Source organism: Streptomyces sp. HUAS CB01 (assembly GCF_030406905.1).
Classification (GTDB): Bacteria; Actinomycetota; Actinomycetes; order Streptomycetales; family Streptomycetaceae; genus Streptomyces; species Streptomyces chengbuensis.
Window position 1 is genome coordinate 7,364,980 of the sequence record NZ_CP129137.1, and the last position, 24,720, is coordinate 7,389,699.

Genomic DNA, 24,720 nt, shown 5'->3' on the forward strand with positions numbered 1-24,720 from the left:
CGGTGACCCCGGGAACCGGGCGGTGTGGGTGACGTGATCGCCTTCCGTGGGGGTTGGGCATCACGGCACCGCCCGGAGGTGGTGCGGTCGGCAAGGTCAGCCGGCCGCACCACCGACGTCCTCGGCCGCCGCGCTCAGATCCAGTTGCGGCGAGCGGCCTGCCAGCCCAGCTGCATCCGGGTCGCCACCCCGGCGATGTTCATCATGTGCTGGATGCGGCGCTGCACGGTGCGTCTGCTGATGCCGAGCTGTCCCGCGATCGACTCGTCGGTGATGCCGGCGACCATCAGGGACAGCAGGTGCTGGTCGTCGGCCGTCAGCGCGTCGGCGTCGGCCTCCAGGCCCGGCCCGCCGATCTGCCCCTCCGCGGTCACCCGCAGCGGAGCCCCGATCTCCCAGTAGCGCTCGAACAGGGCGACGAGCGCCTCCACCAGACTGCTGCCGCGGACGACGGCCGCCGTCACCTCGCGCGGATCACCCGCCGGACCGGCCGCCGCCAGCGGGCAGATCGCGACAGACCGGTCGGCGATCGCCATCCGCAGCGGCAACGCCGGTACGGCGCGCGCCGCTTCGCCCGCCCGTACCGCCCTGACTACGTTGTCAACGGAGCCGGAGTCGTCGAAGAACGCCTGCTCGTACAGGACCCGGTAGCCGACGCCGCGCGCCAGGGCGTCGAACTCGGACCGGTTCGTACCGGACGGCATGGCGACGTACTGGGCCCTGCAGAACCACAGCAGCTCCTCGCGCGCGCTGTCCTGGACCTGCTGCAGCCGCTGGCGCAGCGCCCCGGCCCCGGTGATGAGTTCGATCACCTCGCTCGCGTCCCGGATCCAGGCGTTGCGCCGGTAGGTCTCCATGAGTTCGGACACGGCGGCACGGGCCTTGTCCAGCTCGTCGGCGTGACGCTCGATCGTGGGGCGCAGGGCGAGGTCGGGCGGGTTGGCCGCGAACCGTCCCGGCACCCCCTCCACTCCGCGGGCCAGGCCCTTGTCCTCCAGCGCGACCAGCAGCCGCCCGGCGGTCCCTGCGTCGAGGCCCGTCGTCGTGGCCACCTCGCCGGCCGACGCCGTGACGGCGGCGACGAGCGCGCGGTACACGTCGGTCTCGGCGGCCGACAGTCCCACCGCCTCCAGCATGTTGTTCCTCCCCAGCCCTTGCCGGCCTTGCCGGCGTCACACTGTCACTGCCCCCGCAGACTTCGACACCACTGGTCGGGTGTTGCCTTCCCCTCGCACCGTCCCCCTGCCGGATCCCTTGTGCGGGAGCCGGCGCGGGAGGTGTGCGGGTCGAGCATGGCATGGTGGCACGGGTTCCGGTTCAGCAGGCCCGGTCCGGTTCAGCGGGCCCGGTCCGCGGGCGGGATCGGGAAGTTGTTGCGGAAGACGTTCCCGGGGTCGTACGCCGCCTTGACGTCCCTCAGCCTCCGGAGCGTGTCCGGCGGGAAGGCCCTGCCCAGGACATGGGGCCCGGTGCGGGTGTCGAAGCTGAGGTAGAGGCCCTCGCCGAGGCCGTCCCAGAGCGCGTCGGCCCGTTCCTCGTGCGGCTCGCGGCGGAGGCCCGTGCGGGGAGGGCGACGGCCGGGCGGGCGCCGTCCGCCGGGCGGCCGTCGCGCTCCCTGGCGGCGGCTTGTGCGCCTTCACCGCGGCCGCCGACGAGCTGACGCTCCAGTGGCTGAAGGACGGCCGTGCCGTCGGGGCGGACGCCGTCGTCGCGGCGCTCGTCGAACTGCTGGAGGGCGCGCTCCGCAGTGCCCGTGCCCTCGCGCCGGAGCTCGAACTGGACGCGGTGCTGGGCCGGCTCCGGGGCTGAGCGGGCCGGGGCAGCGGGCGGAGTGAACCCGGCGGCGGCGTGGAGCCCCGGGGCTGCGACGGCCGTCGTCGCGCCTGGCCTCAGCCGGCCGCCGACGCGTTGCGGTAGTCGCGCGGCGATACGCCGACGACGCGTTTGAACGCCGTGCTGAGCGCGCTCTCGGAGCCGTAGCCCACCTCACGCGCGATGGACGCGACCGTGCCGCCGCCCTCCCGCAGGTACTTGGAGGCGAGTTCGAGACGCCAAGCCGTGAGGTACTCGAGCGGCCCGCGGCCGACCGTGCTCTTGAAGCGCGCGGCGAGGGTCGAACGGGACACGGCACCGCGGCGCGCGAGCTCCGCCACCGTCCACGGGTGCGCCGGCTCCGCGTGCATGGACGTCAGGGCGGCCGCCACCACGGGGTCGCCCAGCCCCGCCAGCCAGCCCGAGACACTGCGCGGCTCGCGGGCCAGGTGCAGCCGCAGCACATGGACGAGCATGACGACCGCCAGATGCTCGGCCACGAGCGTCGAGCCCATGCGCCCGTCCCGCACCTCCTCGTCGATCGTGGCGAGCGCCCAGCGCACGGTCCCCGCCTGGCTCGACGCGGCCGGTACGTGGACGACGGGGGGCAGCGCGTCGAGCAGGAGTTCCTGGGCCCGGGCGCCGAACGAGAAGCGGCCGCCGATCAGCAGCACGTCGTCCCCGTCACCGGTCCTGGCGACGCCGTCCTCGGCCCTCGCGAAAACGGGCCCGGCGTCGACCGGGACCACCCCGGGACCGCTGCGGAGGGTGAAACCCCTCGGGCGGGTGAGGAGATAGCAGTCGCCCTCCGACAGCCGCAGCGGCTCGTCCGCGCCGTCGACTTCCAGCAGACAGCGGCCGCGCCGGACGGCGTTGAACTTCACCCCGGAGGGGGCGGCGAACCTGACGGCCCATTCCCCGCCCGCCAGCAGGTTCGTGGACAGATGGCTCCGCGTCTCCAGCAGGGCCAGTACGTCCTCCAAGGGGTCCACGGGTGCTCCTCCCCGACGGGGGCGCCCCTACCCGAAGGCGCCGGCGAGGGCGTTCGGGGACGGAGACACCGAGACGGCTGGACGATGCGCAGAGAATGGGACGGTGTCCAGAGCGCTGGACGATGAGTAAAGAACAGCGGACGTCCAATTATAGAACGTCCGGGAATGGCGGCCTACGGTCGGACCCATGACCGCATCCTCTCGACCGGAGTCCCGTCCGGCGCACCCTCTCACCACCCCTTTCCCCGCCCACGCCACCGCCGCCGAGGTGATCGACGGCGTGGACCTCTCCGGCCGTCGCGCCGTCGTCACCGGAGGGGCCTCCGGCCTCGGATCCGAGACCGTACGGGCACTCGCCACCGCCGGGGCCGAGGTGACCGTCGCCACCCGCCGCCCGGCGAGCGCCGAGCGCCTGGTGGCGGAACTCGACGCCGTTCCCGGCGCGGGCCCCGTGCGGGTCGCGGCACTGGACCTCGCGGACCTGTCCTCGGTGGACGCGTTCGCGCGCGCCTGGCAGGGCCCGCTCGACATCCTCGTCGCCAACGCCGGGATCATGGCGCTCCCCGGCCGGATCCTCGGCGAAGCGGGCTGGGAGATGCAGCTCGCCACGAACTTCCTGGGGCACTACGCGCTGGCCCGCGCGCTGCACGGCGCCCTTCGCGCTTCCGGCGCGGCCCGTGTCGTCTCCGTCAGTTCCGGTGCCCACCTCCAGGCGCCCTTCGACTTCGACGATCCCCACTTCGCGCGGCGCCCGTACGATCCGTGGGCCGCGTACGGCCAGTCCAAGACCGCCGGTGTGCTGCTCGCGGTGGGCGCCCGCCGCTGGGCGGGCGACGGCATCACCGCCAACGCCCTCAACCCCGGGTACATCCTCACCAACCTCCAGCGGCACCTCGACGACGACACGATGCGTGCGTTCGGCGTGATGGACGACGAGGGGAACCTCACCCCGCTGCCGTACTACAAGACCCCGGCGCAGGGCGCGTCGACCTCGGTGCTGCTCGCAGCGTCGCCGCTGCTGGACGCGGTGACCGGCCGCTACTTCGAGGACAACCAGGAGGCGGCCGTCGTCGGGACGGCGGAGGGAGCCCGGGGCGGCGTCGCGCCGCACGCACTCGACCCGGAGGCGGCCGACCGCCTCTGGGAATACGCCGGGAACGCCGTCCGGGCCCGGACGGCGTGAGGTAGGGCGACGCCGCCGGATGCCGGATGCCGGCGCGGTCAGCCGGCGGCCGGTCCGCCGGGACGGCGGTACACGCCGTACCAGTAGCCGGTCGCCAGCTCACGGGCGACGGCCGCGTCGTCGCCGCTGTCGCCGCCGGACACCTGCTGGGCGACGACCTGGGCGCCGCCGTGGACGATGACGGTCGCGGCGAGCCGGGGATCGACGTCCTCGGGCGTCCGTCCCTCCCGCTGCTCCTCCTTCAGCACCGTCACCAGGTGCTCCACGAAGCGGTCCTGTTCCGCGGTCCAGGTCTCGCGCACGACCGGGTCGTACGCGGCCACTTCGTTGATCGCCGACAGCAGGGTCGCGTGCTCGCGGTAGTGCCGCATGATGAGCTCGTAGGTGCGGGCCAGCCCGTCGAGCCCGCCGCCGGGGCCGCACGGCCGCCACGCCGAGGCGATCGCGTGGCTCTCCGACTTGAGCGAGCCGCTCAGCCGGAGCAGCACGTCCACCTTGTCGCGGAAGTACAGGTAGAACGTGGAACGGGAGATGCCCGCGGCCTGGGCGATCTGTTCCACGCTCAGCTCGGTGTACGTCACCCCGTCGCGCAGCAGCTCCTCGATCACGGCGAGGATCCGCTTCTCGAGTGCGGCCCGCCGGTCGGCCGCGCCGGAGCGTCGTCGGGTGGTGGAGGCCATGGGGTCATCCTAGGGAACCGGCGCCGGAGGTCCGGTCCGCCCGTTCACCTCCGCGGACGTCCGCGGAGGTGAACGCGTACGGCACGCAGCCGCCCCCTCACACCATGAGGCTCACCCGCTCCCCGGTGCCCAGCAGGGACTTGCCGTAGACCTCCAGACCGACCGCCGGGACCAGGCCGGCGTGGCGGGCGGCCGTGTTCGCGTCGCGCCAGATGCGCTGCAGCGGGCTGGCGTCGGCGAACCCCGCCGAACCGTGGGCGTCCAGCAGGATGCCGATCGCCCCGACCACCTGCTGCGCCGCGAAACCGGCACGGGCCCTGACGCGGGCGCGGGCGTCGTAGTCCAGGGGCCGGCCCGCGGCCGCCGCCCGGTCCACCTCGTCCACCGCGTGACGGATGTGCAGCTCGGCCGTCTCCAGCTTCAGTGCCGCCTCGGCCACCTGTATCTGGACGCCGACCGAGTCCGCCTGGCGGGCGTGGACGGTGAACGACAGGGGCTTGGACGCCGCCGCCTCGACGACCACGTCCAGCGCCGCCCTGCCGAGACCGAGCAGCGGACCGGCCAGGCACAGCAGCAGCATCGGCCCGAACGTCGCGCCGTACAGCGTCTCGTCCGGGTTCGAACGCGGATAGAGCCCTTCGGTGGCCGCCGGCACCGACAGCACCCGGTGCTCGGGGACGAGGACGTTGTGCCCGATCAGGGTGTGGCTGGCGGTGGCCCGCATGCCACCCGCGTACCACGTGTCCTGGACGGTGAGTTCGGACGCGGGTACCAGGACGAGCGCCTGGTCCTCGACCGCCCCCGCCTCGTTCTGCAGCAGCGCCCCCACCGCGGCCCATGTCGCGTACGGGGCACCCGAGTTGTACGACCAGCGGCCGGTGACGCGCCAGCCGCCCGGAACCCGCTCGCCCATGCCCGTCGGCGCCGCGACACCGGTCACGCGTGCGTCCGGGTCGGTGCCGAAGACCTCCTCCTGGGCCTTCTCGGGGAAGAGGCAGGCCAGCCAGTTGGTCACGGCGATGATCATCCCCACCCACGCGGCCGAGCCGTCGCCCTTCCCGAGCGCCGCCGACACCTCGGTCAGCGTCCGCAGGTCCGTCTCGTGACCGCCGTACCGCCTGGGTGTCAGCAGCCGGAAGACCCCGGCCCCGGACAGGGCGTCGACGACCTCGGGCGGGACGGCGCGGTCCGCCTCTCCCCGTGCCGCCTGGTCCCGCAGCAGCGGCCGAAGGGCGGCGGCGCGCGAGACGAGGCGCTCCCTGAGCCGTTCGCGGGAGATCTCTTCGGGCGGGGACTCTTCTCGTGAGGTCTCCTCGGGCGAGGACCCTTCTCGGCGAATCTCTCCGGGAGAGGGCGTGGCCGGGTCGTGCTCTCTGTGTGCGGCGTTCAATGCGGTGTCCTTGTGCGTGGGTCGGTGGGCGGTGCGCGCGCGTCGGCGGCGGGTACGTGTCCGGGCGCGGTGGGGGAGAGGAACGGAAGGGGGTGAGGGGAGGGCCGGGTCAGCCGTCCGCCCCGAGGCCGATCCTCCCGAGGAGGGCGGCGAGTTCCGCCGGCCTCGACAGGAACGGCGAGTGGCCGCCCGCGATGCGGTGGACGGTGCCGGACCGGGCGGCCATCGCCTCCTGGTTCCGGGCCGGCAGCGCCTGGTCGTCCTCGCACACGACGTACGTCGAGGGCACGCCGCGCCAGGCCGCCCGGGTGAGCCGGTCACTGAAGGACCTGCGGCTCTGGGGCACCAGCCGCCGGGCGGCCGCACGGGCCTCGGACCGGGGGACGTCGCCGTAGAACATCGGGACCGGATCGCCCGGTACGGGCTCGAACCCCTGCGGTTCGTCCGGCTCGGGGGCGCCGTAGTGGCCGAGGAGGTTCTCCCCGACATCGAGCTGGAACGCCGACAGGTACACGATCCGCTCGACGTTCGGGGCCTCGGCCGCGGCCTGAGTCACCGGGATCCCCCCGTAGGAGTGGGCGACGACGACGACCGGGCCGTCGATCCGTGTGAGCGCGTCCAGCACCACTCCGGCGTCCTCGTGCATCCCGGCCTCGCGGCCCGCGCTCGGCAGGTCGACGGTCTCCGTACGCCGGCCCTCGGCCCGCAGCGCCGAGCTGAGCGGCGCCCAGCACCAGGAGCCGTGCCAGGCCCCGTGCACCAGGAGCAGTGTCGAACGGGAATTCCCCTCACCAGTCACGATGTGTGCCCTTTCAGGATCGGTGTGCGGGGCGCCCGGGTGGCGCTCCCGCACGAGCCCCGAACTTTATCGGACACAGTGTCCAACGTAGTGTCCTGTGATGATGCTCAGCGCTCGACGTCGACGAACAGGGCGACGTCCCGCCAGGCGGCGAGGATGTCCGCCGTGCCGGCGAGCTTGGCCTCGATGTCCTGCACGGTGACGGCGCCGAGCGGGAGCCGGACGGGCAGGTGCGGCCCTCCGACCGCGGTGACCACCGCCTCGGCAGCCTTGACCGGGTCCCCGGGCTGGGCGTGGTTCGACGAGTCGGCCCAGGCGCGGGAGGCGCCGGCCGTGTCCGCGTAGTCGTCGATGAGGGCGGCGGCGCGGTGCAGCGACGAGCCGTCGAGGAAGTCGGTCCGCAGCGGGCCGGGCTCGAGGGCGCTGACCCGGATGCCCAGGGGAGCGAGCTCCAGGGCCATGGCTTCGGTGAGGCCCTCCACGGCGAACTTGGTGGCGCAGTACACGCCCCAGCCGGCCCAGCCGACGAACCCGCCGACGGAGCTGACGTTCAGCACGCTGCCCGCACGGGCGGCGCGCATGGCCGGGAGCACGGCCCGGGTGACGGTCAGCAGACCGAAGACATTGGTGTCGAAGACGGCACGGGCCTCGCGGTCGGAGGTCTCCTCGACCGCTCCGACGAGCCCCCGGCCGGCGTTGTTGACGAGTACGTCGATCCGGCCGAAGCGGGCGAGGGCCGCGGCGACCGCCGCGTCGGCCTGCTCGGCGGACGTCACGTCCAGGGCGAGGGCCAGCAGCGCGCTGCCGTGACCGGGCAGGGCCTCCTCGACCGCCTTCGGGTCGCGGGCGGTGGCCACGACGCGGTCGCCGCTCTCCAGGGCCTGCCGGGCGATTTCCAGGCCGAAGCCCCGGGAGGCACCGGTGATGAACCAGGTACGCATGAGAAGAACTCCAGGTACGAAGGGGATTCCGACCGTCGGTCGCGGCCGGGGGACGCCGTCCATTCGACCGGCGGGAGCCCGGCCGTCCCAGGCCCTGCCCGGCCCTGACGTTCCTGGTTCCGGCAGACCCCCCTTCGGCCTGGCACCCCCGGGAGCGCGGGCGAATACTCGGGGTATGGCCGACCACACCGAACTGCGGGACTTCCTCACGTCACGGCGGGCACGACTGACCCCGCCGGACGTGGGTCTGCCGTGGCACACGGACGGTCGGCGGGTCGCCGGGCTGCGCCGCGAGGAGATCGCCGTCCTCGCCGGGGTGAGCGTGGACTACTACACGCGCCTCGAACAGGGGCGCGCCCGCAATGTCTCCGACCAGGTGCTCGACGCCGTCGCCGCGGCCCTGAGGCTCGACGACCTGGAACGGCGCCATCTGTTCGACCTGGTACGGACGACGGGCCGGACGTCCGGGCCCTCCTCCCCGCCGCCCGCCGCCGCGGCGGGCCGACTCAGGGCGAGGCCGGGGCTCCACGCCCTGCTGCGGTCGCTGGACCCGACGCCGGCCGTGCTGCACGGCCCCCGTCTGGAGGTCGTGGCGATCAACAGAATGGGCCGGGTGCTCCTGGACGACTTCGACGCCCTGCCGGTCGCCGAGCGCAACCTGGCGCGCTGGATGTTCCTCGACCCGAAGGCCCGGGAGGTCTACCCGGACTGGGAGGAGATCGCGGAGCAGACGGTGGCGATCCTGCGGGTGACCGCGGGGCGCGACACCCGTGATCCGGCGCTCTCCGCACTGGTCGGCGAACTGAGCACCCGTTCGGACGAGTTCGCCCGCTACTGGGCCAACTACCGCGTCTTCCAGCACACGTACGGGTCCAAGCGCTTCCGGCACCCGGCCGTGGGCGAGATGACGCTCGCGTACGAGACGCTGCACCCGGCCGCCGACTCCGAGGTGTACCTGACCGTCTACACCGCGGCGGAGGGCTCCCCGTCCGAGGAGAGGCTGCGCATCCTGTCCAGCTGGAGCGCCACGCCCGCGGACTCGCCGGCCGGTCCGGCAGGCGGCGACGGAGAGGCCGCGGATGCGCCACGGCCCGCCGGCCCGGACCGCTCGCGCCCGGGCACGCCCGACGAGCCGCGCCGCCGGCCGGGAGGCTGAGACCGGGAGCCGGTCCGGTCCGATGGCGCTCTCGGCCGCTCCCGAGACGCACACCCCCCGCTCCCGAGACGCACACCCCCCGCTCCCGAGACGCACACCCGCCGGACCCGAGACGCTCGGGGCAACCGTCGAGTCCGGCCGCCGCACCCGGCACGCGCGTCCGGCCAGGGCTACGCGTCGGGGACGCAACGACATCGACCGGCGCCGAGACGCCGGGTGCTCGGGCCCGGCGGTTCCGCCCGCCGGGCCCGACGCTCGCCTGTGCGCCGGTGGGTGGACCGCCCGGACCGCTCAGAGCAGTTGGTCGATGGTGATCGGCAGGGAGCGGATGCGGCGCCCCGTCGCGTGGTGCACGGCGTTGGCGACGGCCGCCGCGACGCCGACCAGTCCGACCTCGCCGACGCCCTTGGTGCCGATGGGCGTCGCCCGGTCGGGACCGCCGACGAAGATCACTTCCATGTCGGGGACATCGGCGTTGACGGCCACCAGGTAGTCGCCGAACGTGGCGTTGGCGATGCGCCCGGTCCCGGGGTCTGTCGCGGTCTCCTCGAACATCGCCTGGCCGATACCGCCGACGGTGCCGCCGACGATCTGGCTCGTGGCGGTCTTCTCGTTGAGGATGCGCCCGCCGTCGATGGCCGAGACGACCCGCGCCACCCGCAGCAGCCCCAGGTCGGGGTCGATGCGCACCTCGACGAACTTCGCCCCGAACGCTCCGGCGGTCGCCATGCCCGCCCCGTCCGGCTGGGGAGGCGTGCTCCGGCCGTCGGCGCTCAGCTCCTCCAGGCCGTGGCGGATGAGGATGTCGGTGTACGACTCGCCCCGGCCCGGGGCCCCGGTGAGGTGGATGCGCCCGTCGCTGACGGACACCCCGTCCGGGGTCGCCCCGCGCAGCGACGAGTCGGCGTCGTCCTTCACCACGTCGAGGAACTCCCCCAGGAGGTTGCGGCAGGCGGCCCCGACCGCGTTGCCCAGGGCGCTGGTGAGGCCGGACCCGCCCGCCTGCGGGGCGTAGGGCATGTCGGAGTCGCCCAGGTCGAAGTGCACCCGGGAGACGTCCAGGCCCAGCAGCTCGGCGGAGAGCTGCGTCATGATCGTGTACGTGCCGGTACCGATGTCGGTCGCTGCGCTGCGCACATCGGCGGACCCGTCGCGGTGGACGGACGCCCGGGCCTGGCACGGGACCTGGTAATGCGGGTAGGAGACGCCGGCCATCCCGTACCCGACGAGCCAGCGGCCGTCCCGCATCGAGCCCGGCCTCGGGTCGCGGCGGGACCAGCCGAACCGCTCGGCCCCCTGGAGGTAGCAGTCCCGCAGGGCCTTGCTCGACCAGGGAAGTCCGAGCAGCGGGTGCTCCTCGCAGTAGTTGCGCAGACGCAACTCCACCGGGTCCATGCCGAGTTCGTGGGCTAGCTCGTCGAGGGCCGACTCCAGGGCGAAGTTGCCCTGGCCCTCCGCGGGCGCCCGCATCGAGCCGGGGCACGGGATGTTCAGCCGTACCTGCCGGTCCTGCGTCCTGACGTTCGGGCAGGCGTAGGAGACTGCCGAGCAGGCGGACACGGGCTCGTAGTCGTCGTCCTCCATGGCGACCGACGAAAGGCCCTCGTGCGTGATGGCCGTCAGGTCCCCGGCGCGGGTCGCGCCGATCCTGATCTGCTGGACGCTGTCGGGCCGGTGGCCGACGGACGTGAACATCTCGGGCCTGGTGAGCACGAGTTTCACGGGCTTGCCGACCTGGCGCGCGGCGAGCACGGTGAGGATCACATGGGGCCACACGCGGAGTCCGGCCCCGAATCCGCCCCCGACGTAGGGGGCGAGGACGCGGATCCCGCTCTCGGGGACCTTGAAGACCGCGGCGAGTGTGGCCCGGACGTTGTGGGGCCACTGGGTGGAGTCGTGGACGGTGAGCGAGTCGCCGTTCCACGAGGCGACGGTCGACATCAGGCCCAGCGGGTTGTTGGTGTTGTCCGGTGTGGTGAAGGTGCCGCCGACGACGACGTCCGCGGCGGCGAACCCGGCCTCGACGTCCCCCCGGTCGGAGTCCAGCCCCCAGGGGTTCTCGACGACGGGCGCCCGGGGGTCGTGGACGTCGAGCAGCGGCTCGGTCCGCTCGTAGTCGGCGCGCACCAGCGACGCGGCGTGCCGGGCCTGTTCCGGACTGGAGGCGACCACGATCGCGATGTGCTGCCCGTGGTGGAGGATGCGGTCGTCCTGCAGCGGGGTCGGCGGCGAGGCGCCGAGGAGCGTCATCGGCCCGGGCTCCAGCCGGGGGGCGGTGAGGTGGGTGATGACGGCCTGGACCCCGGGCGCGGTCTCCGCGGCGGAGGTGTCGATCGCACGGATGCGTCCTGCGGCGACGGTGCTGTGCACCAGGGCGGCGTGGACGAGACCCGGGTAGGTGAAGTCGTTGGGGTAGGGGGCCTTGCCGGTGACCTTCATGGGTGCGTCGACCCGGTCCAGGCCCGGACCCACGGCCCTGGCGGCTTCGAGGGTGGTCATGACTCGGCTCCTGCCACTGTCTCGAGGGTGCGGATGAGCGTGCGCTGGGCCAGTTCGACCTTGAACGCGGTGCCGGGCAGCGGGCGGGCGCCGCCGAGGGCGGCCCGGGCGGCGGCCAGGAAGGTGCCGGGGTCGGCGGGCGCGTCGCGCAGCACGTCCTCGGCGTCCCACGCCCGCCACGGAACGGTGCCGACGCCGCCGAGCGCCACGCGCGCCTCGCGGATGACGCCGTCCTCCTGGACCAGCGCCACGCCGGCCGAGGTGAGCGCGAACTCGTACGAGACCCGGTCGCGGACCTTGATGTAGTGGGACCGCGCCGTCGTGGGGAGCAGCGGGATCTCGACCGCCGTGATCAGCTCCCCGTGCTTCAGCACGTTCTCGATGTGCGGGGTGTCGCCGGGCGGCAGGTAGAACTGCGTCAGGGGTACGGCACGGGTGCCGTCCGCACTCCGGATGTGGACCACGGCGTCGAGGGCCGTCAGGGGAACGGCCACGTCCGAGGCGTGCAGGGCGATGCAGTGGTCGCTGGTGCCGAGGATGGCGTGCATGCGCTGGACACCGGCGATCGCGGCGCACCCGGAGCCCGGACTGCGCTTGTTGCAGGCGGCCACGGTCGGGTCCCTGAAGTACCGGCACCGGGCGCGTTGCAGCAGGTTCCCGCCGATGGTGGCCATGTTGCGCAGCTGCGTCGACGCACCGAGCAGAAGGGCCTCGCGTACGAAGGGCAGCCGCTCCCTCACCACCGGGTCGGCGGCGAGCTCTTCCATGGTCGTCAGCGCCCCGACGCGGACCGCGGAGTCGGTGTGGGAGATGCCGCCGAGCGGCAGCCGGGTGATGTCGACGAGCCGGTCCGGATCCAGCACGCCGTCCTTCATGAGGTCCAACTGCGTGGTCCCGCCCGCCAGATAGGAGGCGCCGGGGTCGTCGGTGACCGTGGCCACGGCCTGGTCGGAGTCGGTCGCGCGCACGTAGGCGAAAGGATGCATCGTCACCCCTCCGCCAGCGCGTCGCGGATCGCCGCGCGGATGTTGGGGTACGCGCCGCAGCGGCAGATGTTGCCGCTCATGAACTCGCGGACGTCCTCGTCGGAACCGGCCCGGCCCTCGGCGACGAGCGACACCGCCGACATGATCTGGCCCGGTGTGCAGTACCCGCACTGGAAGGCGTCGTGCCGGGCGAACGCCGCCTGCATCGGGTGCAGTTCGCCGTTCGGGGCGAGGCCCTCGATCGTCGTGATCCGGCGTCCCTCGTACTGGGCGGCCAGCGCCAGGCACGCCACCACCCGCTTGCCGTCGGCCATCACCGTGCAGGCCCCGCAGGCTCCCTGGTCGCACCCCTTCTTCGCGCCTGTCAGGCCGAGGTGGTCGCGCAGTGCGTCGAGGAGGGTGACGCGGCTGTCCAACCGCAGGTGGTGTTCCGTGTCATTGACGGTGAGGGTGACCTCTACCTGGGGAACTTCGGGAGCGGCACCGGTGGACGTGGTTCCCGCGGCGTCGAGCTGGGTCATGGCACCTCGATTCCGGGGCAGGAAATCGGCCCCCTGGTCTGGAGAACGAGGAGCCCCTGACATTGCCGTATGGGCCGATGCTATTCCCGGAACATTTCCTATGCCACATAAGTTGCGTTTTCTCCCATTTGCCGCCGGCCGGGTCCGGCCGGGGTGATCACTCGCCGGCGAGGTGGAGGATCACGAGGGCGGCCGCCACGACGGCCGAGGCGAGGGCCGGGACGGCGGCGGTGAACGGGTCCTTGACGCGCAGGTGCGCCAGGACCCCGCCCGCCATGAGGACGGCGAGGCCGCCGGCCGCCGCGATGCCCAGCCCGGACAGGGCGAGTCCGGCGATCAGCCCGATCGCGGCGGCGACCTCGGCCAGGCCGATGAGTCGGAGCAGTTCCGGCGGCACCCTCAGATGCTCGGCCATGAGTCGCGTCTTGGGTCCGCCGGCGAGCTTGGGTGCTCCGGCGAAGGTCATGAACGCGGCCAGCGCGCAGGACAGTAGGGCGGTGGTGAGGGTCATTGAGGCTCCAGGGTGTGTCGTCGTCGGGTGTCGTGTGCTGCGGCTGGATGCCGCAGCGCGATGGAAACATTGTTGAGCGATACAAATAATGGAAACTATTCAATGATCTGAGATCTGTGATGGTTATCTCCTTGATAGGGTGGGGGTATGGCAGTGGACGAGCCCATGGCTGAAGTGACCGAAAGCGACCCGCTGGACCGGCTGGGATTCCTGTTGGCCCGGAACGGCGCCATCGCGAACAGCCGGGTTCACCATGCCTTCGAGTCGTGCGGGCTCGCCGCGCGTCAGGGCACGACGCTGATGCTGCTGGGCAAGTCGGGATTCATGAGCCAGCAGGCCCTGGCGGCGGCCCTCTCGGTCGACCCGAGCGTCATGGTGGCGATCCTCAACGATCTGGAGTCCGCCCGGCTCGTGGAGCGCCGTCGCGATCCCTCCGACCGCCGCCGCCACATCGTGGCGATCACCGAGGCCGGTCGTCGTCAGCTCGCCAGGGCCCAGGAGGCCGTGGCCGAGGTCGAGCAGGGGCTCTTCGCCGATCTCACGCCCGAGGAGGTCGCGGCGCTCCGCGGTCTGCTGGCCCGGGTTCGCACGTCGCCGGACGACGAGGTCTGCTCCGAGCAGTAGCGGGCCCTCGGCGTCCGCACGGACCCCGCCTCCTGTGGCAGGGGGCGGTCGAGAGGGCGGTGTCCACGCTCCCCGGAGCTTTCGTGGACACCGCCCCCGCGGGCCGCGGCGACCGCCGCTGCCCGCCGGCCGCTCTCACCCTGTCCCTTGGGTGCGGCCTCCTGCACCGTCACACCCCTGAGCCCGGTGCAGGCGTGTGTGCCCGGGGCCCGTCTCGGGGCCTCCGGCGGTCCCCGGGCGGGGTGTCAGCGACCGATCTCCTGTGCGAGGAGCCGCGCCCGCTTCTCGGCGTCACTGTGCGCGTTCGCCCGGTTCGTGTCCGCCAGCTCCCTGAGGTCGGCCATGGCGGGGGAGTGGTGCGCCATGGTCAGCTCGACCTGGATCGTGTGCACGTCCAGCCCGAGTCCCTGACCGAGCACCTGCCGCAGATAGGGCGTCGCGAAGTCCCAGCCCTCGCGCGGAGTGCCCGGCCCGTACCCCCCGCCCGCGCTGATGATCACGGTGGCCGGGCGGCCCTTCACCGACTCCGGCTCGTCACCGAAGGCCGTGGTGCGTCCCGCGATCAGGATCTGGTCCAGCCATGCCTTGAACGGCGAGGGGACGGTCCAGTTGTACATCGGCACGCTGAAGAGGTACGCGTCGGCGGCGCGGAGCTCGGAGACGAGCCGGTCCTGGAGCGCGGCGGCCGCGGCCTCCTCGGCGGACATGTCGCCCGCGGTCTTCGCGCGGGCCGAGATGCCGGCCGGCGTCAGATGGGGGACCGGATGCGTCGCCAGGTCGAGATGGGTCACGGTGCCCGATGCGTGCTCCTGCTCCCAGGCGTTGCGGAAGGTCGTGGCCACCTCCCGGGACACGGAGCCGGCCGGAGCCGCGGAGGAGTCGATGTGCAGCAGGTGAGCCATGGTGGTGCGGTTTCCGTTCGGTCGGAGTCTGAGGCCGCAGCCGGCCGGGGTGTTCGGCCTCGGGCCGGGCGGCCGCTGCGAGATTGAAATTACCCGATGATTGAAGAGCATCAATGATTTTGGGTGTGTGACTATCGTCTCTCTCGGAGTGAATCGGCTGCCGTTCCGAGGGCAGGGCGTCCGGTCCGGAGTACGGAACGAGGGCGCGGCGGCGGGCCCGCGGATCGAGGACGGCCGACGGCGTGGAGCGATCCGGCCACGCCCCGGGAGGTGAGCCGGGTCCGTCCATCCGTCCGATCCGGCCACGCGACGCGTCCGTGCCGCCGGCTCCCCGCTCGTTCCGCGAACCCCCGCCGTCGTGGACCGAGTCGGCCGAGCCGTACCGCAACTACGCGCGTCCTGCTGCGTTGACACAAAGCTGTCGTGGCCCCTGCATCAAGCTGACAGACTTCCGCCCGTTGTAAGCGCCCCCGCACTGGCAAGGTCGCACGTGGCGAACATCCCCCATCCGTAAGCCACAACAGGGAGCACACGTGTACCTGATGTCACTTGCGAAGAGACCCCTCCGAGCCACGCGGGCCGGCCTCGTCGCCGGTCTCGCGGCCCTCACCCTCGTCACGACAGCCGGCACCGCCGCAGCCGCACCGACCGCCGCCGCCACCTCGCGCGTCCCCGCCGCGACCGCGACCCCATCCCCCGCCGCCACTGCCGCCGCCGTCCGCAACGGGACCGGGCTCGGACATCTGCCCGAGGACCTCACCCCCGCCGAACGGGCGGCCGAGATCTTCTGCCGCCACCTCGAGCACGCTGCCCGCCACGGCGCCGTCCCCGAGGAAGCCCTCGCCTTCTGCAAGCACGTCAACGGCTGGGACTAGGCGGTCGCGCCGCGATGCGGTTTCAGCTGCTCGGACCGCTGAGCATCACCGACGGTTCCGACACCGTCGTCCTCCCGCCCTCCAAACCGACCATCCTCCTCGCCTCCCTGCTCCTGCACGCGAACACCGTCGTCTCCGTCGAGTACCTCCAGCGGACCATGTGGGGCGAGGAGCAGCCCGCGACCGCGCGAGCGGCCCTGCAGACGTGCGTCCTGCGGCTGCGGCGGCTGTTCGTCAAGCACGGGGTGACGGGTGCGCCGATCGAGGCCGTACCCGGCGGCTACCGCATCTCCGCGGGGCCTGACTCCCTCGACCTGATCGGCTTCCGGGAGCGGGTGCGTCTGGCCGCCGCCCACGCCCACGACCCGGGGCTGGAACTGCACACCCTGGAGGACGCGCTGTCGCTGTGGCAGGGGCCGCTGCTCGCGAACGTGCGCTCCGACGTGCTGCGGCGCGACGAGGTGCCACGGCTCGCGGAGGAGCGGCTGCGCACCGTCGAGAAGGTCTGCGACCTCCAACTCGCCCTGGGGCGCTGCGGTGAGGCACTGGTCGCCCTGTGGGGTGCCACTCGCGCCCATCCGGGCCACGAGCGCTTCCGCGAGCAGCTGATCGAGGCGCTGTACCGGAGCGGACGGCAGACGGAGGCGCTGGCCGAGTACCGCAGGGTGAAGGCGTACCTCCGGGCCGAGCTGGGCGTCGACCCGTCGCCCGCGCTGAGGGAACTGGAACTGGCCATCCTGCGGGGCGACGACCTCGGGCGAGCCGTTCCCGCTCCGGCGACCCGGGCGCCGTCACGGCCCCGGCTCCCGGTCGCGGCAGGGCCGGGGGGCGCGCGGCCGGCCGCGGCGCTCCCTCCGTCCACCGTGACGGCGGCACCGGTGCCGGCCGTCCTCGTGGAGCCGCTCCCGCGCCGGGCGACGATGTCCGACGCGGACGGGGCCGGCGACCGGCGCCCGGTGTCCGATGCGTTCCCGGTGGCGGCACCGGCGCCCGGGCCGGGAGACGCGCCACGGCATCCGCTCTCCCGGACGCTGCCCCCGGACGCCGTGCCGTCCCAGGGCCTCGCCGCCGCCCCCGTCCGGGATCCCGCCCGCGACGCTCGGGGCGGTGCCGAGACGGGCCGGTGTCCCGTGGGTGCGCCGCTCGACCCGGCAGTCCCCGGCATGTCCGCCGACGGCCCCGGTACCGGGCATCCGACGACCATCGGCACCGCCGTACCACGCGTCCGGTCGGCGAGCGGCCCCGCCGCCGCGCCTGCCGGGACCCTTCCCCCGGAGGGGACGTCCCTGCCCGGGGCGGTGCCCGCCGGTGCGGGGGTGCCCTTGCCCGCCGGGATGCCCGCGCCCGCCGGGGACGCCGCGCCCGACGGAGGATCCGTGGCCGCGGGGCCGCCGGGCGGCGCGCTCCCGATGACGGCGTCGGCAGGCGCCGGAACGCGTCGGCCCCCCTCCGCCCGGAGTGCGTCCGGGCCCTCGGGGCACACCGTTGCCGAGGCCGGTGCCGTGCTCGTCGTCCCCGTACCGCCCGTGCCGGCGTTCACAGGCCGGCGCGCCGAGACCGCGGCGCTGAGCGGACGCCTCACCGGGCGCGAGGGACACGACGCGGCGACCGTCGTGGTGTCCGGAGCACCCGGGACGGGGAAGACCGCGCTCGCCCGGCACGCGGCCCACCTCGCGGGAGACGGCTTCCCCGGCGGCCGGTACCTCCTCCGTATGGTCCGCCCCGACGGGGTGCCGCTCACCGCCGGCGAGGTCGCCGCGGAGGTGACGGCCGCCCTGGGGCCTCCGCACGCCCGGGGCCGGATCCTGCTCGTCCTCGACGACGTGCTCGACGCCGACCAGGTGCTGCCCCTGCTGCACACGCGTCCCGATGTCTCCGCCCTCGTCACCAGCAGGAGGGGACTCGCCGGGCTGATCGCCGCGCACGGCGGCTGGGTCCAGCGCCTCGGCCCGCTCGCCGAGGACGAGTCGTACGAGCTGCTGACGGCCGCACTCGGCGGCGAGCGGGTCGCCGGGGAACCCGACGCCGCCCGTGCGCTGGCCGACGCCTGCTGCCACCATCCGCTCGCCCTCAGGATCGTGACGGCACGTCTGCTCACCCGCCCTGCACTGCGGCTCGCCGACTGCGCGGAGTGGCTCGCCGAGGACCCGCTGGCCCGCCTCTCCCTGCCCGGCTCGCCGCACATGTCCCTCCGTCAGGTGCTCGACGCGGCGCTCGGCCGGCTCGACGGGGGAGCGGCCCGTGCCTTCCTGCGCATCGGTGCGCACACGTCCGGCGAAGTGCACGCCGCCGAGGGCGCCGCCCTGCTCGGCCTGCCCCTGCCCGACACCGAGGACCTGCTCGAACGACTGGCGGACGCCGGGCTGCTCGAAGAGGGCCCGCCCGGCCCGTACCGCATGCACGACCTCCTGCGCCTCTACGCGCGTGGCCACGACTCGCCATCCGTCCGTCCCCCACAGAAGGTGTGACGCCATGCCCACCGACGTCATCGAAGCAGACGACGCGAGAGAAGCCGGTCCCACGAGGAAGCGCGAAGGCCGGGCGGAGAGCGCCGGCGCGCCGGTCGGGCCGGGGTCTCCCGAGGCAGCCGGGTCCGGGTCCGCGGCGGGCGGACCGGGGTCACCCGAGGCAGCCGGGCCCGGGTCCGCGGCGGGCGCCCCCGGCTCGGCCGGCGCTCCCGGAGTCGCCGGCGCGGGCCGCACGTCGTTCGACACCCTCGCAGCGACGCGTCCCCGGATCCGCCGTGACGTGCTGTTCACCGAGACCCCGGGCGGCGTCCTCTTCCACAACGCCGACGGGGGCTTCCATCTCACCGGCCGCACCGCGTACCGCTTCGCGTCGCTGATGGTCCCCCACCTCACCGGCCGGCACAGCCTCGCCGAACTCTGCTCCGGCTTCGGCGCACCGCAGCGCGGGATGGCGGCCGAACTCGTACGGACCCTGTACGAGCGTGACTTCGCACGCGACGTACCGGCCACCGAGGACGACCCGGCGACCGGTCCGGGCGAGGCGCCCGCCCGCCGGTACGCGACGCAGATCGCGTACGTCGACCACTACACCGACCGTGCGCCCGAGCGATTCCGCCGCTTCCGGGACACCGCCGTCGCGGTGCTCGGCGACGACGCGGTGGCCCGCTGGTGCGCCCTGAGCCTGGTCCGCAACGGCTGCGCCAGGATCGCCCTCGCCGCCGACTTCCCCGAGGTGACCGCCGAAGCGGCCGAGGCCGCCGACGACGGCTGTCCCGTGCGGACCGACCGGCTCCCCGCCGACACCGAATGGCCGGAACTCGCCGACTACGACACGGTCGTGGTGACCGGAGCCGGCGCCGCGCGCCGCGTCCACCGGTTGCTCGCCGCGGGCGTCCCCGAGGGCAAGACCCTCATCCCCGCGTGGACCTTCGGCGAACTGGCCGTCACCGGCCCGCTCGCCTCCGCCGGCTCCACCGGCTGCTGGTCCTGCGCCCTGCTCAGGCTCGGCGCCAACCACGACGCCGGCGCGGCCGCCGCACTGTGGAGCGAGGTGGCGGGCGCAGCCGCCGAACCGGGCCGTCCCGCGGGCGAGGGGCCACTCGGCGGACCCGTCGCCGCCATGACGGGCAATCTGCTCGCCTACGAGATATTCCGCGTCGCCACCGGAGCCCTGCCAGCCGAGACGGACCGGCAGGTACTGCTGCAGAACCTCCAGTCCCTCGACGTCGTCGCCGAGCCGCTGCTTCCCCACCCCCGCTGCTCGCTCTGCGGCCCGGAGTCCGTACGGGCCGGCACCCGGGCCGGTGGGGAGGGCACTCGCAAAGCGGGGGAGCGCGTCCTCGAAGCCAACCCCGGTGGCCGGGCGGAGGCCGGGGCAGGGTTGCCCGGCCCGCCGGCCGTCCCCACCACCGCGAGCGTGGAGACCGCGCGCGACGCCGAGGAAACCGTCGACGCGCTCAACCGCACCAGCACCGCCCTCGTCGGCGCCTTCGCCGGGGTGTTCGTCCGTTTCGACGACGAGACGCTCACCCAGACCCCGCTGAAGGCCGCCCGTCTCGAGCTGGCCCTCGCACCCGGAGCGCGGCGGACGATCGCCGCCTTCGACGTGCACCATCTCGCAGGGGCCCGGACGCGGGCGCTGCACCGGGCGGCCGAGACGTACGTCGAACACGTCGTACCGGTAAGGGTCCTGGCCGGCGCGGGGGCGGACCTGCCCGCCGTGGCGCCCGCCGCACTCACCACCGGCGCGGGCGCCGCGACGGCGGCCGATGTCGCCGCCTGGGTCGCGGCCACGTCGCTGCTCACCGGGGAACGCGTGAAGGTTCCGGCCGCGGCCGTACGGCCGTTCGGTTCGTACAACCGTGAGCGCATCGTCCTCGCGACCTCCGCCGGCGCGGGATCCGGCGGCAGCGAGGAAGAGGCCGCGGGAAGCGGTCTGCTGTCGGCCCTCGCCCACGACGCGCTGCTGCACGCCCTGCGCGGAGAGACGCGGACGGCTCCGGTCGCGCCCGACGACGACCCCGAACTCGTCTTCCTGCTCAAGTCCGCGGTCAACCTGGGGATCGAGGCGGACCTGCTCGACCTCGGCGAGGACGCGCGTACGGGCGCCGCCGCCGTGCTCGCCCGCGAGTCAGGAGGGCCGGAGGCGCGCTGGGCGGTCGCCGCCGCGCTCTCCCGCAGGGAGGCGGCCTGCGCCGCCCTGCGGGACCTGCTGGGCGTCGTCCAGCTGACCGCCGACGATCCGGGGTCCGCCGTGGACACCGGTGATCCGCTCGTGCCCGAACTGGCGGCGGGAACCGTCACCGCCACGGACGGGCCCGTACCGGCCGACGCGCCCGGCACCTCCTTCGACGCCGTCCTCGACCGGCTGCGCCGGAGCGGCCGGGAGGCGGTGTACGTGCCGACGACCCCGGCCGATCTGCCCGCCGGGGGCATCGCCACCGCACGTGTCCTGCTCACTCGGAGCGGCCGGGGGAACGGCACCGATGCCCGCTGACGCGACGACGACGGGATCCGCCACGGCGACGAAGGGATCCGCCACGGCGACGACCGGGACCGCGGCCCGGGACCGGTCCTGCGCGGAACTGGCGTACCTGCTCGGTCCCGCGCTCACCCGGCACGGCATCCGCGCCCGGCTCGACGTCGCGGCCCTGGGCGTACGCGACGCCTTCGCGGCCGCGGCCCCGGGACCGGGCGCATCAGATGAACCGGGCACCCGCCGTGCGTCGGCCGGACGACCCGGCACCCCCCGTGCGGCGGCCGGACCGGCGACTCCCGGTACGGCGGCCGGACGACCGGGCACCCCCGGTGCGGCGGCCGGAGCGGACACCCCGTGCGCGTCCGCGTCCGAACACCCCGTGCCCGTCCGGCTCTACGGCCACCACGCGGTCGTCGGGCCTCTCACCCCCGGTCGCGACGGGGAGAGCCGCCCGTGCGCGCACTGCCTGGAGCGGCGCTGGCAGGCCGTGCGGTCGGTGGCGCTGCGGGAGGCGCTGGAGCTGGGCTCCGGGACCCGGTCCGCCGGCCGGCTTCCTCACGTCACACCGTTCACCGCGGACGCGCTCGCCGCGCTGATCGCCGCCCTCGTCACCGGCGCGGGCCCCCGCACCGGCGCCTTCCCACCCGTCCACCTCGTCGACCTGCGTTCCCTGACGGTCCGCCACTACCCGCTGGTGCCCGACCCGGAGTGCCCACGCTGCGCCGTTCCGGAGGAGGACACGCCGGAGGCCGCCGTGCTCACCCTGCTCCCCGCGCCCAAGGTCCGGCCGGGCAGCTTCCGGGTCCGCGACATCGGCGACTACGACCTGGCCGTCGAGCCGTTCGCCAACCCGCTGTGCGGGGCGCTCGGGCCCTCCGTCGTCCACGACGTGTCGTCCACGTCCACCTCCGCCACCATCGGCTGCTTCTCCATGCGGTCCGGCGACTACCTCCGCGAGACGTTCTGGGGCGGTCACGCCGACAGCTTCGGCCACAGCGTCCGCATCGGCGTGCTCGAAGGGCTGGAGCGCTACGCCGGCATGCGCCCGCGTGCCAAGCGCGCCCGGGTGTCGGACTCGCTCGACGGGCTGCGGGCCCGCGGCGTCCCCACCGTCGACCCGCGTGTGTGCGGGCTGTACTCCGAGGACTTCCACCGGGACAACCCGAGGGTCAGGCCCTTCACCTCCGACCGGGAGATCCCCTGGGTGTGGGGGTGGTCGCTGCGCGACGAACGCCCCGTCCTCGTGCCCGAGGTGCTGACCTACTACCACGCCCCGGGCCTGGAGAACCGCTTCGTCCAGGAGAGCTCCAACGGCTGCGCGTCCGGCGGCTGTCTGGAGGAGGCCGTCTACTTCGGGCTCATGGAGATCGTCGAACGGGACGCCTTCCTCGTCACCTGGTACGGGCGGGCACGCCTCCCCGAACTGGACCCCCGCACCAGCACCCGGCCCGCCACCCGCCACATGGTCGAGCGGCTGGAGATGTACGGCTACGAGGCCCGGTTCTTCGACACCCGCATCTCCTTCCCCGTCCCCGTCGTCACCGGCGTCGCCGTGCGCCACGACGGCGGACCCGGCCGGATGTGCTTCGGCGCGGGCGCCGGGCTCGATCCCGAGACGGCGCTGGCCGGAGCGCTGTGCGAGATCGCCACCGACGCCGTCAACCTCCAGGGCCGCACCGAACGCGACGAACCCCGGCTGCGCGCCATGGCCGAGGACTTCCACCAGGTCACCGCCCTCCACGACCACCCGCTCGCCTACGGCGTCCCCGAGATGGGCCGCCACGCCCACTTCCTCCTCGGCGAGCCCGGCGAACCGCGCCCGCCCCGGATCCCGATGTCCGAACTGTACGGCGACGGCTCCGTGCCGCCCGTCTCCGACGACCTGCGCGACGACCTGGTGCGCTGCCTCGACGCCGTCACCGGGGCCGGCTTCGACGTGGTCGTCGTGGACCAGACGATGCCCGAGCAGCGCCGGCTCGGACTGCGCACCGTCAGCGTGCTCGTACCCGGTCTGCTGCCCATCGACTTCGGCTGGAGCCGCCAACGCGCCCTCGGCATGCCACGGCTGCGCACCGCACTGCGGGAGGCCGGGCTGCGGACGCGGGACCTCACCTCCGCCGACCTCAACCCCGCGCCGCACCCCTTCCCCTGACCGCGTCCCTCCCTTCCCTGACCGGGCCCGGCCCGGCACCCCACGGACAAGGAGCACACCCATGGGGTACGCCCATGACTACGCCGCCGCGATCATGCGGCGGGGCAGGGTCCCGATGCCTCCGGCGGACTTCGTCCCGAACTGGGCGGACGGCCCCCGGAAGACCAAGTTCTATCCCGGTGCCGACACCGTGCCGCTGCCCGGCCACACCGTGCCGCCGGGTGCGACGGTCGGCCGCGGGCTGCGGCCGGCGGTCGAAGGTCCCGAGCGGGCGTTCGACCTGCCCGCCCTGTCCGGCATGCTGCGGGACTCCTACGGCCTCACGGGCCGCAGGCTCGGCGTCCAGGCCAACACCGACCTCGACGCGCTGCCGTTCCATCCGCTCGCCAACTGGTCCCGCGGCACCGCCTCCGGCGGCGGCCTCTACCCCGTCAGCATCTACTGGGTGTCCGGTCCCAGCGGCCCCCTGCCGCCCGGTGTGCACTACTACGCGACCCGGCACCACGCCATGCAGCGCCTCCTCACCGGGGACGTCTCCGGCGAGGTGCGCGAGGCCCTCGGCGAACCGGTGCCCGCCGCGCCGGGGGAGCCCGCAGCGCCTACGGCGCCCGACGTGCCGGAGGACCTCGCCGGGCCCGGCGCTTCCGGCGAACCGGACTCCGCCGCCGGACGAGCGGCCGGCACCGACCAGTTCCTCGTCCTCGGGATCAAGTACTGGCAGAACGCGTTCAAGTACAACTCCTTCTCCTTCCACGCCGTCACCATGGACATCGGCACCGTGGTGCAGACGTGGCGGATCTGGGCCAGGGCGCAGGGGCTCCGCGTCGAGCCGCTGATGTGGTTCGACGAGCGGCGGCTCGCCCGGCTGCTCGGGATCCGCACCGAGGAGGAAGGCGTGTTCGCCGTCGTCCCGCTGCGCTGGCAGGGCGCGGAGCCGAGGCCCGCGCCGCCGGCGGGCACGGCAGCCGTCCGCCGTCGTGACGTCGAACGCTCGCGCACCGTCCTCACCTTCGACGCCGTGACCGGGATGCAGAGGGCCACGGAGGAGCACGCCGCACGACGGCCCGCGGCCGGGGCGCTCGCCCCGGCGGCCGCTCCCGTACCCGACCCCGGCCTGCCGGCCGTCCCGCTGCCCGCGCCGCTGCCGCTGGACGCCGACGTCCGCACCGCACTGCGCAACCGCCGCAGCAGCTTCGGCCGCTTCGACGCCGGGCGGCCCCTGGGCGCCGGACACCTGGCGTCCTGCCTGGCGGCCGCGACCGCCGGCGCCTCCCTGGGCGGTGACACCGGCACCGACACCACGCCGGTCGCCGGACTGTACGCCTTCGTCGGCCACACCGAGGGCATCCCACCCGGCACGTACGCCTACGACGCCGCCGCACACACCCTGAGGCTGGTCAAGGCCGGACCTCCCGGCACCTTCCTCCAGAAGAACTACTTCCTGGCCAACTACAACCTGGAGCAGACCGGCGCGGTCCTCGTGCCGACCGTCCGCACCCGCGCCGTGCTCGACAGCGTCGGCGACCGCGGCTACCGGGTCGTCAACGCCGTGGTCGGCGCGATCTCGCAGAGCGTCTACACCGCCGCCTCGGCCCTCGGCGTCGGCTGCGGCGTCGCGCTCGGCTTCGACAACGTCTCGTACACCGAGGAACTCGGTCTCGAACGCACCGGAGAGGCACCCCTGCTGATCATGATGCTGGGCAACGAACGGTCCGCCCCCGCCGACTTCCGTCACGAGATCGCCTGACCG

21 protein-coding genes are annotated in these 24,720 nt (G+C 74.0%); 9 read left to right on the forward strand and 12 right to left on the reverse strand.

From position 1 onward, the window contains the following. Positions 1–134 precede the first annotated feature (134 nt). Positions 135–1,136, reverse strand: coding sequence for a helix-turn-helix domain-containing protein (locus QRN89_RS32195; protein ID WP_290352932.1), 1,002 nt, complete (start codon positions 1,134–1,136; stop codon positions 135–137). Positions 1,137–1,336: 200 nt separating this feature from the next. Continuing rightward, entirely contained in the window at positions 1,337–1,456 is a 120-nt protein-coding gene (locus QRN89_RS35670) for a BBE domain-containing protein (protein WP_356948702.1), read from the reverse strand. A gap of 170 nt (positions 1,457–1,626) precedes the next feature. On the opposite strand from QRN89_RS35670, the gene QRN89_RS32200 reads away from it, so the two are divergent. Continuing rightward, positions 1,627–1,809: a hypothetical protein gene (locus QRN89_RS32200; protein ID WP_290352933.1), complete on the forward strand. Its 183-nt coding sequence runs from the start codon at positions 1,627–1,629 to the stop codon at positions 1,807–1,809. 80 nt (positions 1,810–1,889) lie between these two features. Here the strand turns inward: QRN89_RS32200 and QRN89_RS32205 are convergent, their stop codons facing one another. Beyond that, complete coding sequence (locus tag QRN89_RS32205; RefSeq protein ID WP_290352934.1) at positions 1,890–2,804, reverse strand: AraC family transcriptional regulator; 915 nt, start codon at positions 2,802–2,804, stop codon at positions 1,890–1,892. 187 nt (positions 2,805–2,991) lie between these two features. Here QRN89_RS32205 and QRN89_RS32210 point away from each other — a divergent pair, with 187 nt between their 5' ends. Beyond that, complete coding sequence (locus QRN89_RS32210) at positions 2,992–3,987, forward strand: SDR family NAD(P)-dependent oxidoreductase (RefSeq protein WP_290352935.1); 996 nt, start codon at positions 2,992–2,994, stop codon at positions 3,985–3,987. Between the two features lie 38 nt (positions 3,988–4,025). On the opposite strand, the gene QRN89_RS32215 is transcribed toward QRN89_RS32210, so the two are convergent. The 4 genes from QRN89_RS32215 to QRN89_RS32230 all read right to left on the reverse strand — a co-directional run bounded on the left by QRN89_RS32215 (position 4,026) and on the right by QRN89_RS32230 (position 7,797). Next, positions 4,026–4,667, reverse strand: a complete 642-nt coding sequence (locus QRN89_RS32215; protein WP_290352936.1) for a TetR/AcrR family transcriptional regulator — start codon at positions 4,665–4,667, stop codon at positions 4,026–4,028. Between the two features lie 97 nt (positions 4,668–4,764). Continuing rightward, positions 4,765–6,057 (reverse strand): acyl-CoA dehydrogenase family protein, encoded by a 1,293-nt coding sequence (locus QRN89_RS32220; protein ID WP_290352937.1) that lies wholly within the window; start codon positions 6,055–6,057, stop codon positions 4,765–4,767. Positions 6,058–6,166: 109 nt separating this feature from the next. Continuing rightward, complete coding sequence (locus QRN89_RS32225; RefSeq protein WP_290352938.1) at positions 6,167–6,856, reverse strand: alpha/beta fold hydrolase; 690 nt, start codon at positions 6,854–6,856, stop codon at positions 6,167–6,169. 107 nt (positions 6,857–6,963) lie between these two features. Beyond that, positions 6,964–7,797, reverse strand: coding sequence for an oxidoreductase (locus QRN89_RS32230; protein WP_290352939.1), 834 nt, complete (start codon positions 7,795–7,797; stop codon positions 6,964–6,966). A gap of 175 nt (positions 7,798–7,972) precedes the next feature. Here QRN89_RS32230 and QRN89_RS32235 point away from each other — a divergent pair, with 175 nt between their 5' ends. Then, the gene (locus QRN89_RS32235; protein ID WP_290352940.1) at positions 7,973–8,953 is read left to right on the forward strand and encodes a helix-turn-helix transcriptional regulator; all 981 of its coding nucleotides are present in this window, start codon (positions 7,973–7,975) and stop codon (positions 8,951–8,953) included. A gap of 291 nt (positions 8,954–9,244) precedes the next feature. Here QRN89_RS32235 and QRN89_RS32240 read toward each other — a convergent pair whose 3' ends face one another. The 4 genes from QRN89_RS32240 to QRN89_RS32255 all read right to left on the reverse strand — a co-directional run bounded on the left by QRN89_RS32240 (position 9,245) and on the right by QRN89_RS32255 (position 13,470). After that, positions 9,245–11,452, reverse strand: coding sequence for a xanthine dehydrogenase family protein molybdopterin-binding subunit (locus QRN89_RS32240; protein ID WP_290352941.1), 2,208 nt, complete (start codon positions 11,450–11,452; stop codon positions 9,245–9,247). Continuing rightward, the gene (locus QRN89_RS32245; protein WP_290353945.1) at positions 11,449–12,438 is read right to left on the reverse strand and encodes an FAD binding domain-containing protein; all 990 of its coding nucleotides are present in this window, start codon (positions 12,436–12,438) and stop codon (positions 11,449–11,451) included. The genes QRN89_RS32240 and QRN89_RS32245 overlap by 4 nt, the downstream gene beginning before the upstream one ends. 2 nt (positions 12,439–12,440) lie before the next feature. After that, on the reverse strand, positions 12,441–12,959 hold the full coding sequence (locus QRN89_RS32250) for a (2Fe-2S)-binding protein (protein ID WP_290352942.1): 519 nt from the start codon (positions 12,957–12,959) through the stop codon (positions 12,441–12,443). A gap of 157 nt (positions 12,960–13,116) precedes the next feature. Then, on the reverse strand, positions 13,117–13,470 hold the full coding sequence (locus QRN89_RS32255) for a DoxX family protein (protein WP_290352943.1): 354 nt from the start codon (positions 13,468–13,470) through the stop codon (positions 13,117–13,119). Between the two features lie 147 nt (positions 13,471–13,617). On the opposite strand from QRN89_RS32255, the gene QRN89_RS32260 reads away from it, so the two are divergent. After that, entirely contained in the window at positions 13,618–14,094 is a 477-nt protein-coding gene (locus tag QRN89_RS32260; RefSeq protein ID WP_290352944.1) for a MarR family winged helix-turn-helix transcriptional regulator, read from the forward strand. A gap of 245 nt (positions 14,095–14,339) precedes the next feature. On the opposite strand, the gene QRN89_RS32265 is transcribed toward QRN89_RS32260, so the two are convergent. After that, complete coding sequence (locus tag QRN89_RS32265) at positions 14,340–14,996, reverse strand: FMN-dependent NADH-azoreductase (RefSeq protein ID WP_290352945.1); 657 nt, start codon at positions 14,994–14,996, stop codon at positions 14,340–14,342. Positions 14,997–15,538: 542 nt separating this feature from the next. Between QRN89_RS32265 and QRN89_RS32270 the strand changes: the two genes are divergently transcribed. From QRN89_RS32270 to QRN89_RS32290, 5 genes are all read left to right on the forward strand, one after another. Next, positions 15,539–15,871, forward strand: a complete 333-nt coding sequence (locus QRN89_RS32270; protein WP_290352946.1) for a hypothetical protein — start codon at positions 15,539–15,541, stop codon at positions 15,869–15,871. A 14-nt stretch (positions 15,872–15,885) separates the two neighbouring features. Next, a complete protein-coding gene (locus QRN89_RS35890; RefSeq protein ID WP_390702308.1) occupies positions 15,886–18,339 on the forward strand; it encodes an AfsR/SARP family transcriptional regulator in 2,454 nt (817 codons plus the stop codon). A gap of 4 nt (positions 18,340–18,343) precedes the next feature. Next, positions 18,344–20,836 carry a TOMM precursor leader peptide-binding protein gene (locus QRN89_RS32280; RefSeq protein ID WP_290352947.1) on the forward strand — a complete coding sequence of 831 codons (2,493 nt, stop codon included), beginning with the start codon at positions 18,344–18,346 and terminating at the stop codon, positions 20,834–20,836. Further along, positions 20,826–22,970: a TOMM precursor leader peptide-binding protein gene (locus QRN89_RS32285; protein ID WP_290352948.1), complete on the forward strand. Its 2,145-nt coding sequence runs from the start codon at positions 20,826–20,828 to the stop codon at positions 22,968–22,970. Before QRN89_RS32280 ends, QRN89_RS32285 begins: the two co-directional genes overlap by 11 nt. A 61-nt stretch (positions 22,971–23,031) precedes the next feature. Beyond that, complete coding sequence (locus tag QRN89_RS32290) at positions 23,032–24,717, forward strand: nitroreductase family protein (RefSeq protein WP_290352949.1); 1,686 nt, start codon at positions 23,032–23,034, stop codon at positions 24,715–24,717. The last annotated feature ends 3 nt before the right edge of the window (positions 24,718–24,720 follow it).

What these genes read in the sequence shown, in the direction of transcription:
- QRN89_RS32195 (WP_290352932.1), bottom strand. Translation starts at nt 1,136, where the DNA reads ATGCTGGAGGCGGTGGGACTGTCGGCCGCCGAGACCGACGTGTACCGC.
- QRN89_RS32210 (WP_290352935.1), top strand. Translation starts at nt 2,992, where the DNA reads ATGACCGCATCCTCTCGACCGGAGTCCCGTCCGGCGCACCCTCTCACC.
- QRN89_RS32215 (WP_290352936.1), bottom strand. Translation starts at nt 4,667, where the DNA reads ATGGCCTCCACCACCCGACGACGCTCCGGCGCGGCCGACCGGCGGGCC.
- QRN89_RS32230 (WP_290352939.1), bottom strand. Translation starts at nt 7,797, where the DNA reads ATGCGTACCTGGTTCATCACCGGTGCCTCCCGGGGCTTCGGCCTGGAA.
- QRN89_RS32235 (WP_290352940.1), top strand. Translation starts at nt 7,973, where the DNA reads ATGGCCGACCACACCGAACTGCGGGACTTCCTCACGTCACGGCGGGCA.
- QRN89_RS32240 (WP_290352941.1), bottom strand. Translation starts at nt 11,452, where the DNA reads ATGACCACCCTCGAAGCCGCCAGGGCCGTGGGTCCGGGCCTGGACCGG.
- QRN89_RS32245 (WP_290353945.1), bottom strand. Translation starts at nt 12,438, where the DNA reads ATGCATCCTTTCGCCTACGTGCGCGCGACCGACTCCGACCAGGCCGTG.
- QRN89_RS32250 (WP_290352942.1), bottom strand. Translation starts at nt 12,959, where the DNA reads ATGACCCAGCTCGACGCCGCGGGAACCACGTCCACCGGTGCCGCTCCC.
- QRN89_RS32255 (WP_290352943.1), bottom strand. Translation starts at nt 13,470, where the DNA reads ATGACCCTCACCACCGCCCTACTGTCCTGCGCGCTGGCCGCGTTCATG.
- QRN89_RS32260 (WP_290352944.1), top strand. Translation starts at nt 13,618, where the DNA reads ATGGCAGTGGACGAGCCCATGGCTGAAGTGACCGAAAGCGACCCGCTG.
- QRN89_RS32265 (WP_290352945.1), bottom strand. Translation starts at nt 14,996, where the DNA reads ATGGCTCACCTGCTGCACATCGACTCCTCCGCGGCTCCGGCCGGCTCC.
- QRN89_RS32270 (WP_290352946.1), top strand. Translation starts at nt 15,539, where the DNA reads ATGTCACTTGCGAAGAGACCCCTCCGAGCCACGCGGGCCGGCCTCGTC.
- QRN89_RS35890 (WP_390702308.1), top strand. Translation starts at nt 15,886, where the DNA reads ATGCGGTTTCAGCTGCTCGGACCGCTGAGCATCACCGACGGTTCCGAC.
- QRN89_RS32280 (WP_290352947.1), top strand. Translation starts at nt 18,344, where the DNA reads ATGCCCACCGACGTCATCGAAGCAGACGACGCGAGAGAAGCCGGTCCC.
- QRN89_RS32285 (WP_290352948.1), top strand. Translation starts at nt 20,826, where the DNA reads ATGCCCGCTGACGCGACGACGACGGGATCCGCCACGGCGACGAAGGGA.
- QRN89_RS32290 (WP_290352949.1), top strand. Translation starts at nt 23,032, where the DNA reads ATGGGGTACGCCCATGACTACGCCGCCGCGATCATGCGGCGGGGCAGG.